11 protein-coding genes and 1 pseudogene are annotated in these 13,730 nt (G+C 68.6%); 9 read left to right on the forward strand and 3 right to left on the reverse strand.

All coding sequences use genetic code 11. The features are described 5' to 3' along the window. Positions 1 to 210 precede the first annotated feature (210 nt). Positions 211 to 864: pseudogene (locus ACIP89_RS02925) on the reverse strand (TetR/AcrR family transcriptional regulator); the annotation flags it as partial. A 239-nt stretch (positions 865 to 1,103) separates the two neighbouring features. Between ACIP89_RS02925 and ACIP89_RS02930 the strand changes: the two are divergent. Further along, entirely contained in the window at positions 1,104 to 2,591 is a 1,488-nt protein-coding gene (locus tag ACIP89_RS02930; protein WP_401922327.1) for an MFS transporter, read from the forward strand. 213 nt (positions 2,592 to 2,804) lie between these two features. Next, positions 2,805 to 3,188 carry a peptidase inhibitor family I36 protein gene (locus tag ACIP89_RS02935; RefSeq protein ID WP_401921291.1) on the forward strand — a complete coding sequence of 128 codons (384 nt, stop codon included), beginning with the start codon at positions 2,805 to 2,807 and terminating at the stop codon, positions 3,186 to 3,188. 65 nt (positions 3,189 to 3,253) lie between these two features. On the opposite strand, the gene aceE is transcribed toward ACIP89_RS02935, so the two are convergent. Continuing rightward, a complete protein-coding gene (aceE, locus tag ACIP89_RS02940) occupies positions 3,254 to 5,995 on the reverse strand; it encodes a pyruvate dehydrogenase (acetyl-transferring), homodimeric type (RefSeq protein WP_401921290.1) in 2,742 nt (913 codons plus the stop codon). Positions 5,996 to 6,535: 540 nt separating this feature from the next. Between aceE and ACIP89_RS02945 the strand changes: the two genes are divergently transcribed. The 6 genes from ACIP89_RS02945 (at position 6,536) to ACIP89_RS02970 (ending at position 11,320) form a co-directional block, all read left to right on the forward strand. After that, positions 6,536 to 6,976 carry a DUF3052 domain-containing protein gene (locus ACIP89_RS02945; RefSeq protein WP_371773345.1) on the forward strand — a complete coding sequence of 147 codons (441 nt, stop codon included), beginning with the start codon at positions 6,536 to 6,538 and terminating at the stop codon, positions 6,974 to 6,976. 267 nt (positions 6,977 to 7,243) lie between these two features. Next, positions 7,244 to 7,702 (forward strand): peroxiredoxin, encoded by a 459-nt coding sequence (locus tag ACIP89_RS02950; RefSeq protein ID WP_073735864.1) that lies wholly within the window; start codon positions 7,244 to 7,246, stop codon positions 7,700 to 7,702. A 150-nt stretch (positions 7,703 to 7,852) separates the two neighbouring features. Continuing rightward, positions 7,853 to 8,428 carry a TerD family protein gene (locus ACIP89_RS02955; RefSeq protein WP_024491201.1) on the forward strand — a complete coding sequence of 192 codons (576 nt, stop codon included), beginning with the start codon at positions 7,853 to 7,855 and terminating at the stop codon, positions 8,426 to 8,428. 180 nt (positions 8,429 to 8,608) lie between these two features. Continuing rightward, the gene (locus ACIP89_RS02960; protein ID WP_371773346.1) at positions 8,609 to 9,184 is read left to right on the forward strand and encodes a TerD family protein; all 576 of its coding nucleotides are present in this window, start codon (positions 8,609 to 8,611) and stop codon (positions 9,182 to 9,184) included. 70 nt (positions 9,185 to 9,254) lie between these two features. Then, positions 9,255 to 10,412 (forward strand): DUF475 domain-containing protein, encoded by a 1,158-nt coding sequence (locus ACIP89_RS02965; protein WP_402112622.1) that lies wholly within the window; start codon positions 9,255 to 9,257, stop codon positions 10,410 to 10,412. Between the two features lie 173 nt (positions 10,413 to 10,585). Next, entirely contained in the window at positions 10,586 to 11,320 is a 735-nt protein-coding gene (locus tag ACIP89_RS02970) for a Tellurium resistance (protein WP_073735861.1), read from the forward strand. Positions 11,321 to 11,456: 136 nt separating this feature from the next. Here the strand turns inward: ACIP89_RS02970 and ACIP89_RS02975 are convergent, their stop codons facing one another. Further along, positions 11,457 to 12,302, reverse strand: coding sequence for a TerD family protein (locus tag ACIP89_RS02975; protein ID WP_402112624.1), 846 nt, complete (start codon positions 12,300 to 12,302; stop codon positions 11,457 to 11,459). Positions 12,303 to 12,523: 221 nt separating this feature from the next. On the opposite strand from ACIP89_RS02975, the gene ACIP89_RS02980 reads away from it, so the two are divergent. Continuing rightward, positions 12,524 to 13,687: an HpcH/HpaI aldolase/citrate lyase family protein gene (locus ACIP89_RS02980; protein WP_401921285.1), complete on the forward strand. Its 1,164-nt coding sequence runs from the start codon at positions 12,524 to 12,526 to the stop codon at positions 13,685 to 13,687. Positions 13,688 to 13,730: the final 43 nt, after the last annotated feature.

The raw sequence follows: 13,730 nt of genomic DNA on the forward strand, positions 1-13,730 counted from the left end.
TAGGAGACGCGCGCCGCACGCCGTTGAGCGGGTGACACACATCACCCGACTGTCGGGAATGGAATGCCCCTTCCCTTACGCTCCGTACGGGCCACCCGTACGCTCCGCCGAGCTCCGCACCCCGCGGATGTCGCATCCGGGCGGCGTGGTCCGCGTGTTGTGACCTTGGCCATACGCCGGCTCGGAGACATGCGGCACACGGCCCCGGGCGGGCGCGTGCCAGTCGTCGGCCAGGGCCGGTCCCAACTGGTCGAGGTACATCTCGGTCAGCGTCCGCAGCGAGTCCACGCTGGTCTCCCGGCCGTGCCCCCACAGCTGGCCGGTCACCCTCATCACCCCGCAGAACGCGGCGACGGCGACGCGCGGGCGCGGGTCCCGCTCCACGTCCAGTCCCTCGCGCTGTGCGATCAGCCGGGCCGTCTGGTTCTCCAGCTCGCTGCTGCGGCGCAGATGGGCGGCGAGCAGCGAGGGCGTCGATTCGATCATCTGGTAGGTACGCATGTGGAGTTCGACCGGGACGATGGCCTCGATGGCGTCCCCGATACTGTTCCAGGCGCACAGGACCGCGCGGCGCATCGCTTCGAAGGGGGCTTCAGACGCGGGCCGTTGGCTCAGTTCGGCGATGAAGCGCGACTCCACCATCTCCTGGACGGCGAAGGCGGCCGACTCCTTGCCGGCGAAGTAGCGGAAGAAGGTGCGCTGGGAGACCTCCACCGCGTCGACGATCTCGTCGACGGTGGTCTCCTCGTACCCCTGGGTGGTGAAAAGATCGAGGGCGGCATGGAGCAGCGCGTCCCGGGTGCGGCGCTTCTTGCGCTCGCGCAGCCCGGTCGGATACTCGGCGGTCTGTTGCCCGTCGGTCACGGAGCTGGTCCTCTTTTCCCTGCTTTGTCCAGCTCAGCTTACCTGTGAGCTACGTGACAGTTACCGACTTGTGAAATGGTTTGTCAACTGTCAGCGACTGACACTAATCTCCGGGTATGACTAGTCAGACCACCGTCGAAAAGGCACCGCGGGAGCCCCGGGATGCCCCTGTTCCCGCACCTGCCAAGGGGCTGCGCGGCCACCCCTGGCTGACGCTCTTCTCCGTGGCCATCGGCGTGATGATGGTTGCGCTCGACGGCACGATCGTCGCGATCGCCAATCCCGCGATCCAGAAGGACCTCGGCGCCTCGCTCGCCGACGTCCAGTGGATCACCAACGGCTACATGCTCGCCCTCGCGGTCTCCCTGATCACCGCCGGCAAGCTCGGTGACCGGTTCGGCCACCGCCAGACCTTCCTGATAGGCGTCGTGGGCTTCGCCGCGGCGTCCGGGGCCATCGGCCTCTCCAGCAGCGTCGTCCTCGTCATCACCTTCCGGGTGCTCCAGGGCCTCTTCGGAGCCCTGCTGATGCCGGCCGCGCTCGGCCTGCTCCGCGCCACCTTCCCGGCCGAGAAGCTGAACATGGCGATCGGCATCTGGGGCATGGTGATCGGCGCCTCGACCGCCGGCGGTCCGATCCTGGGCGGCGTGCTCGTCGAGCACGTCAGCTGGCAGTCCGTCTTCTTCATCAACGTGCCGGTCGGCGTGATCGCGCTCGTGCTCGGCGTGCTGATCCTCAAGGACCACCGCGCGGAGAACGCGCCGCGCTCCTTCGACTTCGCCGGCATCGTGCTGCTGTCCGGCGCGATGTTCTGCCTGATCTGGGCCCTCATCAAGGGTTCGGAGTGGGGCTGGGGCGACCTCAAGACGATCGGCTTCCTGATCGCCGCCGTCGCCCTGTTCGTCGGCTTCGCCCTCGTCCAGCAGCGCGTCAGGGAACCGCTGATCCCGTTGGCGATGTTCCGCTCCGTGCCGCTCTCCGCCGGTACGGTCCTGATGGTGCTGATGGCCTTCGCCTTCATGGGCGGTCTGTTCTTCGTCACCTTCTACCTCCAGAACGTGCACGGCATGAAGGCCGTCGACGCCGGTCTGCACCTGCTGCCGCTGACCGCGATGATGATCGTCGCCTCGCCGCTGGCGGGCTTCCTGATCACCAAGTTCGGCCCGCGGGTCCCGCTGGTCGGCGGCATGGTGTGCACCGCGATCGCGTGCTTCGGCATGTCCCAGCTGACCGTCGGCACGGGCACCGTCACCATGTCGATCTGGTTCGCCCTGCTCGGCCTCGGCCTCGCGCCGGTCATGGTCGGCGCCACCGAGGTCATCGTGGGCAACGCCCCGATGGAGCTCTCGGGTGTCGCGGGAGGCCTCCAGCAGGCCGCCATGCAGGTCGGCGGCAGCCTCGGTACGGCCGTCCTCGGCGCCATCATGGCCGCCCGGGTCGACGCCGAACTCGCCGACAACTGGAAGGACGCACAGCTGCCCCCGCTGTCGGGCGAGCAGCTGGACCAGGCGTCCCAGGCCGTCAAGGTCGGCATTCCGCCGGTCGCCCCCGACACCCCGCCCGAGGTCGCCGGCAAGATCGTGAACGTCGCCCATGACACGTTCGTGTCGGGCATGAGCACGGCGTTCATGGTCGCGGGCATCGTCGCGGTGATCGCGGCCCTGGTCGCCACCCTGACCAAGCGCGGTGAGAACGCGGAGGCGGGCGCGGGCGTCGGTCACATCTGATCCGACCGCCCCGTCCGGGCGCCGTCCCGGCGCCGGAAGGCGTCAACACAGTGCACGCGACAGCCCCGCCGGAAGGTTCCGGCGGGGCTGTCGCCTATCAGGGTGGTAAGGCCCCCGGCCCCTTCCCGGACGCCCGCCCCGCAGCTCAGGCTGGGTGCGGAAGATCCACATCAGCACGGGGGGTTCACTCACATGCGTACAACGTCCACTCACATGCGTACAACCGTCGCCGGCGCCGTCCTGGCCGCCACCGCCCTGGCCGTCACCGCACTGCCCACCGGCCTGGCACCGCCGGCCGAGGCCGCGCCCGTCCGGCTCGGCGCCTGCGGGAGCGGTCAGCTCTGCCTCTGGGCGAAGCCGGAGTTCGCCGGCGGCCGGCAGGTCCACGAGCTGTCCACCATCGACATCGACAGCTGTGTGCCGCTGCCGGCGGGCTCCACCGGCCAGGCGCTCGCCAACCGCACCGGCCGCCCGGTCACCACCTACCAGTCGGCCGAGTGCGCGGAGACCGGGGAGTTCGAGACCTATCCGGGCGGCGGCACCTGGGTGCCGCGGTCCCCGTACCAGGTGCGCGCCTTCAAGGTCTGGGAGAACTGAGACCGGCCGGAAACGCCGCGTGGCGGTGGCACCCCATCGGTCCCACCGCCACGCGGCCCCGCGAACTACGCGTCGCCGCCCGCGGCCCCCGGATCGGCCGAGGCCACATCCAGCAGGTCGTAGCGGTCGACCGCGGTCTTCAGCGCCGAACGGTCGACCTTCCCGTCCTTCGCCAGCTCGGTGAGGACCGCCAGGACGATCGACTGGGCGTCGATGTGGAAGAACCGGCGGGCCGCGCCCCGCGTGTCCGCGAAGCCGAAGCCGTCCGCGCCCAGCGACTGGTACGCACCGGGCACCCAGCGCGCGATCTGGTCCGGCACCGACCGCATCCAGTCCGAGACCGCGACGAACGGTCCCTGTGCGCCGGAGAGCTTGCGCGTCACGTACGGGACGCGCTGCTCCTCCTCCGGGTGCAGCAGGTTGTGCCGCTCCACGTCCACGGCCTCGCGCCGCAGCTCGTTCCAGGAGGTCGCCGACCAGACGTCCGCCTTCACGTTCCACTCGTCCGCGAGGATGCGCTGCGCCTCGACCGCCCACGGGACCGCCACACCGGACGCCATGATCTGGGCGGGGATCTCGCCCTTCTCGCCGCTGCTGTAGCGGTAGACGCCCTTCAGGATGCCCTCGACGTCCACATCGGCGGGCTCGGCCGGGTGCTGGATCGGCTCGTTGTACACGGTGAGGTAGTAGAAGACGTCCTCGTTCTCCTCGGGCGTCCCCCCGTACATCCGCCGCAGACCGTCCTTGACGATGTGCCCGATCTCGTACCCGAACGCCGGGTCGTACGCGACACAGCCCGGGTTGGTCGAGGCGAGCAGCTGCGAGTGGCCGTCCGCGTGCTGGAGGCCCTCACCGGTCAGCGTCGTACGGCCGGCGGTGGCGCCCAGCACGAAGCCCCGCGCGAGCTGGTCGGCCATCTGCCAGAACTGGTCGCCGGTCCGCTGGAAACCGAACATCGAGTAGAAGACGTACACCGGGATCAGCGGCTCGCCGTGCGTGGCGTAGGCCGATCCGGCGGCGATCAGCGAGGCGGTACAGCCCGCCTCCGAGATGCCGTCGTGCAGCAGCTGGCCGGTCGGGGACTCCTTGTACGCGAGCAGCAGATCGCGGTCCACCGACTCGTACTGCTGACCGAGCGGGTTGTAGATCTTCGCGCTCGGGAAGAACGCGTCCATGCCGAAGGTCCGGTACTCGTCGGGCGCGATCAGCACGAAACGCTTGCCGATCTCCTTGTCCCGCATGAGGTCCTTCAGGATGCGGACGAACGCCATGGTGGTGGCGATCGACTGCTGTCCCGAGCCCTTCTTCGCGGTCGCGTACGCCTTGTCGTCCGGCAGGGCCAGCGGCTTCGCCCGCACCACCCGGGTCGGGACGTAACCGCCCAGATCCTTGCGGCGGTCGTGCATGTACTGGATCTCCTCCGAGTCGCGGCCCGGGTGGTAGTACGGCGGGTTGCCGTCCTCCAGCTGGGAGTCCGCGATCGGGATGTGCAGCCGGTCCCGGAAGCGCTTGAGGTCCTCGGCCGTGAGCTTCTTCATCTGGTGGGTCGCGTTGCGGCCCTCGAAGTTCGGCCCCAGCGTCCAGCCCTTGACCGTCTGCGCCAGGATCACCGTCGGCTGGCCCTTGTGGGCCTTGGCCGCCGCGTACGCCGCGTAGACCTTGCGGTGGTCGTGACCGCCGCGGCCCAGGTGCAGGATCTGCTGGTCGGACATGTCCTTGACCATGTCCCGCAGCCGGGCGTCGTCACCGAAGAAGTGATCGCGGATGTACGCGCCCGTCTCGGTGGCGTACGTCTGGAACTGGCCGTCCGGCGTGGTGTTCAGCCTGTTGACCAGGATGCCCGTGCGGTCCTGCGCCAGCAGCGGGTCCCAGGAGCGGTCCCAGACGAGCTTGATGACGTTCCAGCCGGCCCCGCGGAACTGCGACTCCAGCTCCTGGATGATCTTGCCGTTGCCGCGCACCGGGCCGTCGAGCCGCTGGAGGTTGCAGTTGACGACGAAGGTCAGGTTGTCCAGGCCCTCGCGGGCGGCGATGGAGAGCTGGCCGAGCGATTCCGGCTCGTCCATCTCGCCGTCCCCGAGGTACGCCCAGACGTGCGAATCGGAGGTGTCCGCGATACCGCGCGCCTCCATGTACCGGTTCATCCGCGCCTGGTAGATCGCGCCCAGCGGGCCCAGGCCCATCGAGACGGTCGGGAACTCCCAGAAGTCCGGCATCAGCCGCGGGTGCGGGTAGCTGGACAGGCCGTTCGGCGCCTTCGACTTCTCCTGGCGGAAGGCGTCGAGCTGCGCCTCGCTCAGCCGGTCCAGCAGGAAGGCGCGGGCGTAGATCCCCGGGGAGGCGTGCCCCTGGAAGAAGATCTGGTCGCCGCCCTTCCCGTCGTCCTTGCCGCGGAAGAAGTGGTTGAAACCCACGTCGTACAGCGAGGCGGAGGAGGCGAAGGTGGCGATGTGGCCGCCCACGCCGATCCCCGGACGCTGCGCCCGCGAGACCATCACGGCCGCGTTCCAGCGGGTCGCGTTGAGGACCTTGCGCTCGACGTCCTCGTCACCGGGGAAGAACGGCTCGTCCTTCGTGGCGATGGTGTTCACGTAGTCCGTGCTGCGCATCTCCGGCACCGCGACACGCTTCTCGCGTGCGCGTTCGATGAGCCGGAGCATGAGATAGCGGGCCCGCTCGCGGCCCCGCTCGTCGACGGCGGCGTCGAGGGAGTCGAGCCATTCCTGGGTCTCTTCGGGATCGAAATCCGGGACCTGACTCGGAAGGCCGCCAATGATGATCGGGTTGCGATCGGATCCGGAAGCCACGCTGTTCCTTCGCTGTTCGGTGCTGCGCTACGGGGCCTGGTTGAGGGATTCACGCCCCCGGGATGTGTACACGTACGCCGTCCCATCGTGTACCGCGAGGGCGCAAACGTCACCTCTACCGAGGAGTAACCAGGGGCTTTCCGGGACACCGCGTCACCGGACGGCCCAAGCCCCGGATGGGCCGCGCCGGAGCGGGTATCCGGGAGGCGGGAGGCGCGTGGAGGGCTGGTCGGGCAGGATGGGTCGGGCGAAACCGCAACCATACGCCCAAGGCGTCCAAGTGTTCCCAAACACTGCTCGACTCCGATTGCCGGACCGAAACGGCATAAGCTGTTCAAGGACGAAAAGGGTGTGGAGGGCCGTGAAGGCTCCAGCAGCGGACCCGCCGACAGTGCGGCGACGTGGCACGAAACGTCACCGTTTAGGCGGTCTCGTGCGCTGGGTACTTGCGCGATCCGCCGCTCCCGTGTGGACTACGGCCAACGCCCCGCGTACGCGCGTGGCTGCAGCATTTTCCGAAACATGATCAGGAGGCAACCCGTGAGCGCGACCGCGGACCACGCGGAGGAGCGGACCAACCCGGCGACACGCCTGGGGTTCGAGCCCGGACAGGTGGTCCAGGAGATCGGCTACGACGACGACGTCGAGCTGGAGCTCCGTGAGGGCATTGAGGCCATTATCGGCCAGGAACTCGTCGACGAGGAGTACGACGACGTCGCCGACGTCGTCCTGCTCTGGTTCCGCGACGAGGACGGCGACCTTACGGACGCGCTGGTGGATGCCATTGGTCTGCTCGAGGAGGGCGGCACGGTCTGGCTGATGACGCCGAAGACCGGCCGTGACGGATACGTCGAGCCGAGCGACATCAACGAGGCCGCCCAGACGGCCGGTCTCGCCCAGACCAAGAGCGTCAGTGCGGGCAAGGACTGGACGGGCAGCCGTCTGGCCACGCCGAAGGTGGCGGCCAAGCCCAGGCGCTGAACCGCATTTCGCCACTGAAGGCCCCCGACGGCAGCAAGCCGCCCGGGGGCCTTCGTATGCCCGTGTCGCCCGCGGGACCCGGAAGACCCCCGTGGGCGGCCGTGCGGGCCCGGGAACACCCGTGAAGCCCCGGCAGGGGCCCGCGGGGAGCTGCGAGGACCGGCCGGGTGACCTTCCGCGGGTGCCGTACGGCCACCGGGGGCGGCTGCGTAGGGTGGGAGTCACCCGGACAGCCCAGCCCGGCGACGTAGCGAAGGGACGCGTTTCATGGCGATCGAGGTCGGCACCAAGGCCCCGGATTTCGAGCTGAAGGACAACCACGGCCGGACCGTGAAGCTCTCCGAATTTCGCGGCGCCAAGAACGTGGTGCTGCTGTTCTACCCGTTCGCCTTCACCGGCGTCTGCACGGGTGAGCTCTGCGCCCTGCGCGACGAGCTGCCCACGTTCGAGAACGACGACACGCAGCTGCTCGCCGTCTCCAACGACTCCATCCACACCCTGCGCGTCTTCGCCGAGCAGGAGGGCCTGGAGTATCCGCTGCTGTCGGACTTCTGGCCGCACGGTGAGACCTCGCGGGCGTACGGCGTCTTCGACGAGGAGAAGGGCTGCGCGGTGCGCGGCACCTTCATCATCGACAAGGAGGGCGTGGTGCGCTGGACCGTTGTCAACGGCCTGCCCGACGCACGCGACCTCAACGACTACGTCAAGGCGCTCGGCACTCTCTGATCCGAGATCCGGGGGATCTCGGGGCGACCCCCGGCCAAAAGCCTGTTTTGGCCGGGAACCGGTCACTAGGATCCACTCGTTGATCCGATGCCAACGCAACGTGGAGGCGCCGGCACCGGCCGGCCCCCAATGAAACCAATGGGAGGACTCATGGGAGTCAGCCTCAGCAAGGGCGGCAACGTCTCGCTGACCAAGGCCGCGCCCAACCTGACCGCGGTCATCGTGGGTCTGGGCTGGGACGCTCGTACCACCACCGGTGGAGACTTCGACCTCGACGCCAGCGCGCTGCTGACGAACGCCGAGGGCAAGGTCGGCAACGACGGCAACTTCGTCTTCTTCAACAACCTCAAGAGCCCCGACGGCTCCGTCGAGCACACCGGTGACAACCTCACCGGTGAGGGCGAGGGCGACGACGAGGTCATCAAGGTCAACCTGGCCGGTGTCCCGGCCGATGTCGACAAGATCGTCTTCCCGGTCTCGATCTACGAGGCCGAGTCGCGCCAGCAGAGCTTCGGCCAGGTGCGCAACGCGTACATCCGCGTGGTCAACCAGGCCGACAACAGCGAGCTCGCCCGCTACGACCTGAGCGAGGACGCCTCGACGGAGACCGCCATGGTCTTCGGCGAGCTGTACCGCAACGGCGCGGAGTGGAAGTTCCGTGCCATCGGCCAGGGCTACGCCTCGGGTCTGCGCGGCATCGCGCAGGACTTCGGCGTCAACGTCTAGGACCTTGACCGGCACCCGGTGCCCCTCCCGGCGGAGCTCGCCGGGAGGGGCACCGGACCGCCGCTCCCGGGCCCGCGCGGGCCCCGGACCGGCACCAGCACGTCCCCGTCCGGCGCCGCACCCTGTGCGGCGCCGGACGCGCTCAACAGACGGTTCATCCACTCGGGGAGGACACACACCATGGGCGTCACACTCGCCAAGGGAGGCAATGTCTCCCTCTCCAAGGCCGCACCCGATCTCACCCAGGTACTGGTCGGGCTCGGCTGGGACGCACGATCCACCACCGGGGCCGACTTCGACCTCGACGCCAGCGCGCTGCTGTGCCAGTCGGGCCGGGTGCTCGGCGACGAGTGGTTCGTGTTCTACAACAACCTCACGAGCCCCGACGGCTCCGTGGAACACACCGGTGACAACCTCACGGGTGAGGGCGAGGGCGACGACGAGTCCGTCATCGTCAACCTCACCCAGGTCCCGGCCCATTGCGACAAGATCGTCTTCCCGGTCTCGATCCATGAGGCCGACAGCCGCGGCCAGACCTTCGGGCAGATCAGCAATGCGTTCATCCGGGTGGTGAACCAGGCCGACGGCCAGGAACTCGCGCGTTACGACCTGAGCGAGGACGCCTCGACGGAGACCGCGATGATCTTCGGCGAGCTCTACCGCTATGGCGGCGAGTGGAAGTTCCGTGCGGTGGGGCAGGGGTACGCGTCGGGGCTGCGGGGCATCGCTCTAGACTTCGGGGTCAACGTTTCGTAAAGCCGCGCTCGGCGCGGGGGAGCCCCGTACTCACCGGGGGAGACCCGTTAAATAAATGATGGGGTAGCCAGTGCTTCTGAAAACCTTCGGCTGGTCGTTCGCGATTACCGCGATCGGCCTGGTCGCAGCGTGGTTCTACGGGGGGTGGGAGGCCTTCGGGGTAGTGGCGATCCTCACCGTCCTGGAGATCTCGCTGTCCTTCGACAACGCGGTGATCAACGCCGGAATCCTGAAGAAGATGAGTGCCTTCTGGCAGAAGATCTTCCTCACGGTCGGTGTGCTCATCGCGGTCTTCGGTATGCGGCTGGTGTTCCCCGTCGTGATCGTGGCCATCACTGCCAAACTGGGTCCGATCGAGGCCGTTGATCTTTCCTTCAACGACCCGGACCGCTACAAGGAACTGGTCACGGACGCCCACCCGGCGATCGCCGCCTTCGGTGGGATGTTCCTTTTGATGATCTTCCTCGACTTCATTTTCGAGGACCGTGACATCCAGTGGCTGCGCTGGATCGAGCGCCCGCTCGCCAAGCTCGGCAAGGTCGACATGCTGTCGGTCTGCGTCGCCCTGATCGTCCTGCTGATCTCGGCGATGACGTTCGCGGGCAGCGCGCACCAGCACGGCGGCGGCCACGCGGACAAGACGGAGACGGTCCTGCTCGCGGGTATCGCGGGCCTGATCACCTACCTCATCGTCGGCGGGCTCTCCGGCTTCTTCGAGAACAAACTCGAAGAGGCCGAGGAACGCGAGCACGAGGAGGAGGAACAGGCCAAGCGGACCGGGAAGAAGATCTCCGCGGTCGTGCTCTCCGGCAAGGCCGCGTTCTTCATGTTCCTCTACCTGGAAGTGCTCGACGCGTCCTTCTCGTTCGACGGCGTGATCGGCGCGTTCGCCGTCACCAACGAGATCGTGCTGATGGCGCTGGGTCTCGGTATCGGTGCCATGTACGTCCGTTCGCTCACGGTCTACCTGGTCCGCCAGGGCACCCTGGACGACTACGTCTACCTGGAGCACGGCGCGCACTACGCGATCGGCGCGCTGGCCGTCATCCTGCTCGTCACGATCCAGTACGAGATCAACGAGCTCATCACCGGTCTCGTCGGCGTCGTCCTGATCGCCTGGTCGTTCTGGTCGTCGGTCCGGCGCAACAAGGCGCTGGAGGGCGAAGGCGGCGGCGGGGACAGCGGCGGGGACGGCGGTTCCACGTCCGAAGTGCCCGCCGGGGTGTGACCCGGTAGGGAATGAGGAACGCTCTCTGCGGGGCGGCTCGAACGGTGAAGGTCCTCGGGAAGATCCCGGACCCGGCCCGGAGCCGCCCCGCAGCGGTGCGTGCGTCGTGTGTTGCGCATGCGGCGGGTGCGGGGCCGGGTATCCGGCGTGGCCGATATGTGTGGGGGTTGGGGATGGCGTTCTGGGACAACCTGTGGCCGGGGCGGGAAGCGCAGTTCGAGTCGGGCAACGCGGCCACGAACTCCATCGTGCTCTCGCGGCGGCATGCCACGGTCTCGCTGACCAAACAGGGCGCGCTGACCGGCAACCTCCGGGTCAACCTCTCCTGGCGGATGCGCACTTCCGACATCGAGGGCCGGTCGCGGCAGAGCGGCCGGCTGCTGAGACCGCTCAAGCTCTTCAAGCCGGACGTGGTCCAGGCGCACACCCAGGGCGTGGTCAACGTCGACCTGGACCTGGGCTGCATGTACGAGCTGGCGGACGGCACCAAGGGCGTGGTGCAGCCGCTCGGCAACCTGATCGGCGACCTGAACGCGCCGCCCTACATCAGGCTCAGCGGCGACGACCGCTTCGGCGCACCGTCCGGCGAGACGGTCTACGTCAACCTCGACCAGCGCGACCAGATCAAGCGGCTGCTGTTCTTCGTCTACATCTACGACCAGACACCGGCCTTCGACCGCACGCACGCCAAGGTGACGCTCTACCCGGGCAACGGGCCGCGCATCGAGATCGAGCTGGACGAGCGGGCCCCGCAGGCACGCTCATGCGCCGTGTTCACCGTGGAGAACGTCAAGGACGAACTGATCGTGCGGCGCGAGGTGAAGTTCGTGTACGGCTTCCAGTCGGAGCTGGACCGGCTGTACGGCTACGGGATGCAGTGGGGGCGCGGCTACAAGTCCCGGACGTAGAGGCAGGAGCCGGGGGTGTTCAGGTGCGTCTCCGGGGGTGCGCCCAAGGGCCCGCTCGGGGCGGTGCCCCGGACTGCGCCCAAGGGCGTGTCCCGGTGGGCGTCTTCATGGGCCCGCTCATGGCCGGGGGCCGGGCTCAGGGGCGTATGAACTGCGGCCCCTGCGGCGGCAGGACGAAATTCGGGTCCGGCGCGTGTGCTGCCGCCGCCGCGGGCTGCGGATAGCCGTAGGCGGGCTGCGCGGAGGCCGGCTGGGGGTAGCCGTAGGCGGGCTGCGGCGGCGGGGCCACAGCGGGCTGCGGGTAGCCGTACGCGGGCTGCTGGTGCTGCACGGTGAGCTGCGCGTCCGGATCGGGGGCCGGTGCGGGCGGGAAGGCCGGTACGGGTGGGACGGGCGGTGGTGCCGGGGCCGGAGTCGGTTCGGGATCGGCCGGGGCCGCCGTCTCGTCGACCGAGATGCCGAACGCGGTCGCGAGACCGACGAGGCCGGTCGGGTAGCCCTGCCCCACGGCCCGGAACTTCCAGCCATCTCCGCGGCGGTACAGCTCGCCGCAGATGATCGCGGTCTCCGCGCCGGTCTCCGGCCGGATCTCGAACACGGCGAGCGGCTCACCGCCCGCCGCCGCCGCGTCGAAGAGCATGATGGACAGGTCGCGCACCTGTTCGAAGGAGGCGCCGTCGGAGGATGCGGCGATGACGACCTGGTCGACCGAGGGGTCGAGCGCGCCCAGATCGGCCTCGATGGTGTCCGTCAGCCCGGTGGCGAGGCTCCGCTTCGGCAGGCGTCGTACCAGGCCGGAGGGGTGGCGGGGCTGGTTGTAGAAGACGAAGTCCTCATCCGAGCGCACGCGGCCGTCGGAGCCGAGCAGCAGGGCCGAGGCGTCCACGTCGGGGACCCCGTTGCCGGGGGTCCAGCGCAGCACGGCCCGTACGGCCATGGCATCGAGTGGGACGTTCGAGCCTTTCACCATCGCGTGCGTCATGGCGGTCATCCTGCCTGCTGGCCGCCCCCGCGGACAACGCGGGGGTCGCGAGTCGCGTCCCGGCGAAACACCGGAAGCGCCGCGTCCGCACGTTGCCGAACCGTCGTCAAATGGACGAGTTACCCGGAATTCATGTGGCCAGGGAACTGCCGACACCCGTCCGTACGTACTATTACCGGCCACACGTTGTCCGATCGGTCAGGTAGCACGGGGGGAATCAGATGCGTCATTTCGGGCATATCGCGCCGACTGTCAGGGACGGCCTGTTCTTCCAGGAGCCGTGCTCCTTCGATGCCGACGCACCGCCCCGGATCCTCGCGGCCGCGCTGGGCGCCACCCTCTACAGTCCCGCCACCCGGCCGGCGCTCGCCGGCGACGTGGTCAAGCAGGCCGCCCGCGGTGTCGTCTCCATGGTGCTGTGCTTGGAGGATTCGATCGACGACTCCGAGGTGGCCGGAGCCGAGGAGAACCTGGTCGGCCAGTTCGCGGAACTCGACGCACGCGGCGGTGAGCTCCCGCTCCTCTTCATCCGGGTCCGTGAACCGCACCAGATCACGGACCTGGTGCGCCGGCTCGGTGATTCAGTCCGACTGTTGTCCGGATTTGTACTTCCGAAGTTCACGCGGGAGCGTGGCGTGCCCTTCATGGAGGCGCTCGCCAAGGCCGAGAGCGCGGGCGGCCGGCGGCTCTTCGCCATGCCCGTACTCGAATCGCCCGAACTGCTCCATCTGGAGACCCGGCGGGAAGTCCTCCAGGAGATCGCCGCCACCGTCGGCTCGTACCGGGACCGAGTGCTCGCGCTGCGGCTCGGCGTCACCGACTTCTGCTCGGCGTACGGACTGCGCAGGGCCCCCGACATGACCGCGTACGACGTCCGGATCGTCGGTGACGTCATCGCCGACGTGGTCAACGTGCTGGGCCGGGCGGACGGCACCGGCTTCACGATCACCGGACCCGTGTGGGAGTACTTCCGGCTCCAGGAGCGCATGTTCAAGCCGCAGCTGCGCCGCAGCCCCTTCCTGGAGGGCCGGGCCGAAGAACTGCGCACCGCGCTGATCGAGCACGACCTGGACGGCCTGCTGCGGGAGATCGAGCTGGACCGGGCCAACGGCCTGCTCGGCAAGACCTGCATCCACCCCTCGCACGTCGCGCCCGTGCACGCACTGTCGGTGGTCAGTCACGAGGAGTTCAGTGACGCCCAGGACATCCTGCGGCCGGAGAGCGGGGGCGGCGGAGTGCTGCGGTCCGCGTACACGAACAAGATGAACGAAGTGAAGCCGCACCGGGCCTGGGCAGAGCGCACCCTGCAGCGGGCCGAGGTCTTCGGGGTGGCCAGGGAAGACGTCGGTTTCGTGGAACTGCTGGCCGCGAGCCTCGCGGAATGAGCCTGTTCGGGTGAGGGTGGTCCGGTGACGGTGTTTTCACGAC

The organism is Streptomyces sp. NPDC088730, from assembly GCF_044751215.1.
In the GTDB taxonomy this organism is placed as follows: Bacteria; Actinomycetota; Actinomycetes; order Streptomycetales; family Streptomycetaceae; genus Streptomyces.

Coding starts and splice junctions, on each gene's coding strand:
- ACIP89_RS02950 (WP_073735864.1), top strand. CDS start 7,244: ATGGCGATCGAGGTCGGCACCAAGGCCCCGGATTTCGAGCTGAAGGAC.
- ACIP89_RS02970 (WP_073735861.1), top strand. CDS start 10,586: ATGGCGTTCTGGGACAACCTGTGGCCGGGGCGGGAAGCGCAGTTCGAG.
- ACIP89_RS02930 (WP_401922327.1), top strand. CDS start 1,104: ATGATGGTTGCGCTCGACGGCACGATCGTCGCGATCGCCAATCCCGCG.
- ACIP89_RS02980 (WP_401921285.1), top strand. CDS start 12,524: ATGCGTCATTTCGGGCATATCGCGCCGACTGTCAGGGACGGCCTGTTC.
- ACIP89_RS02975 (WP_402112624.1), bottom strand. CDS start 12,302: ATGACGCACGCGATGGTGAAAGGCTCGAACGTCCCACTCGATGCCATG.
- ACIP89_RS02960 (WP_371773346.1), top strand. CDS start 8,609: ATGGGCGTCACACTCGCCAAGGGAGGCAATGTCTCCCTCTCCAAGGCC.
- ACIP89_RS02955 (WP_024491201.1), top strand. CDS start 7,853: ATGGGAGTCAGCCTCAGCAAGGGCGGCAACGTCTCGCTGACCAAGGCC.
- ACIP89_RS02935 (WP_401921291.1), top strand. CDS start 2,805: ATGCGTACAACCGTCGCCGGCGCCGTCCTGGCCGCCACCGCCCTGGCC.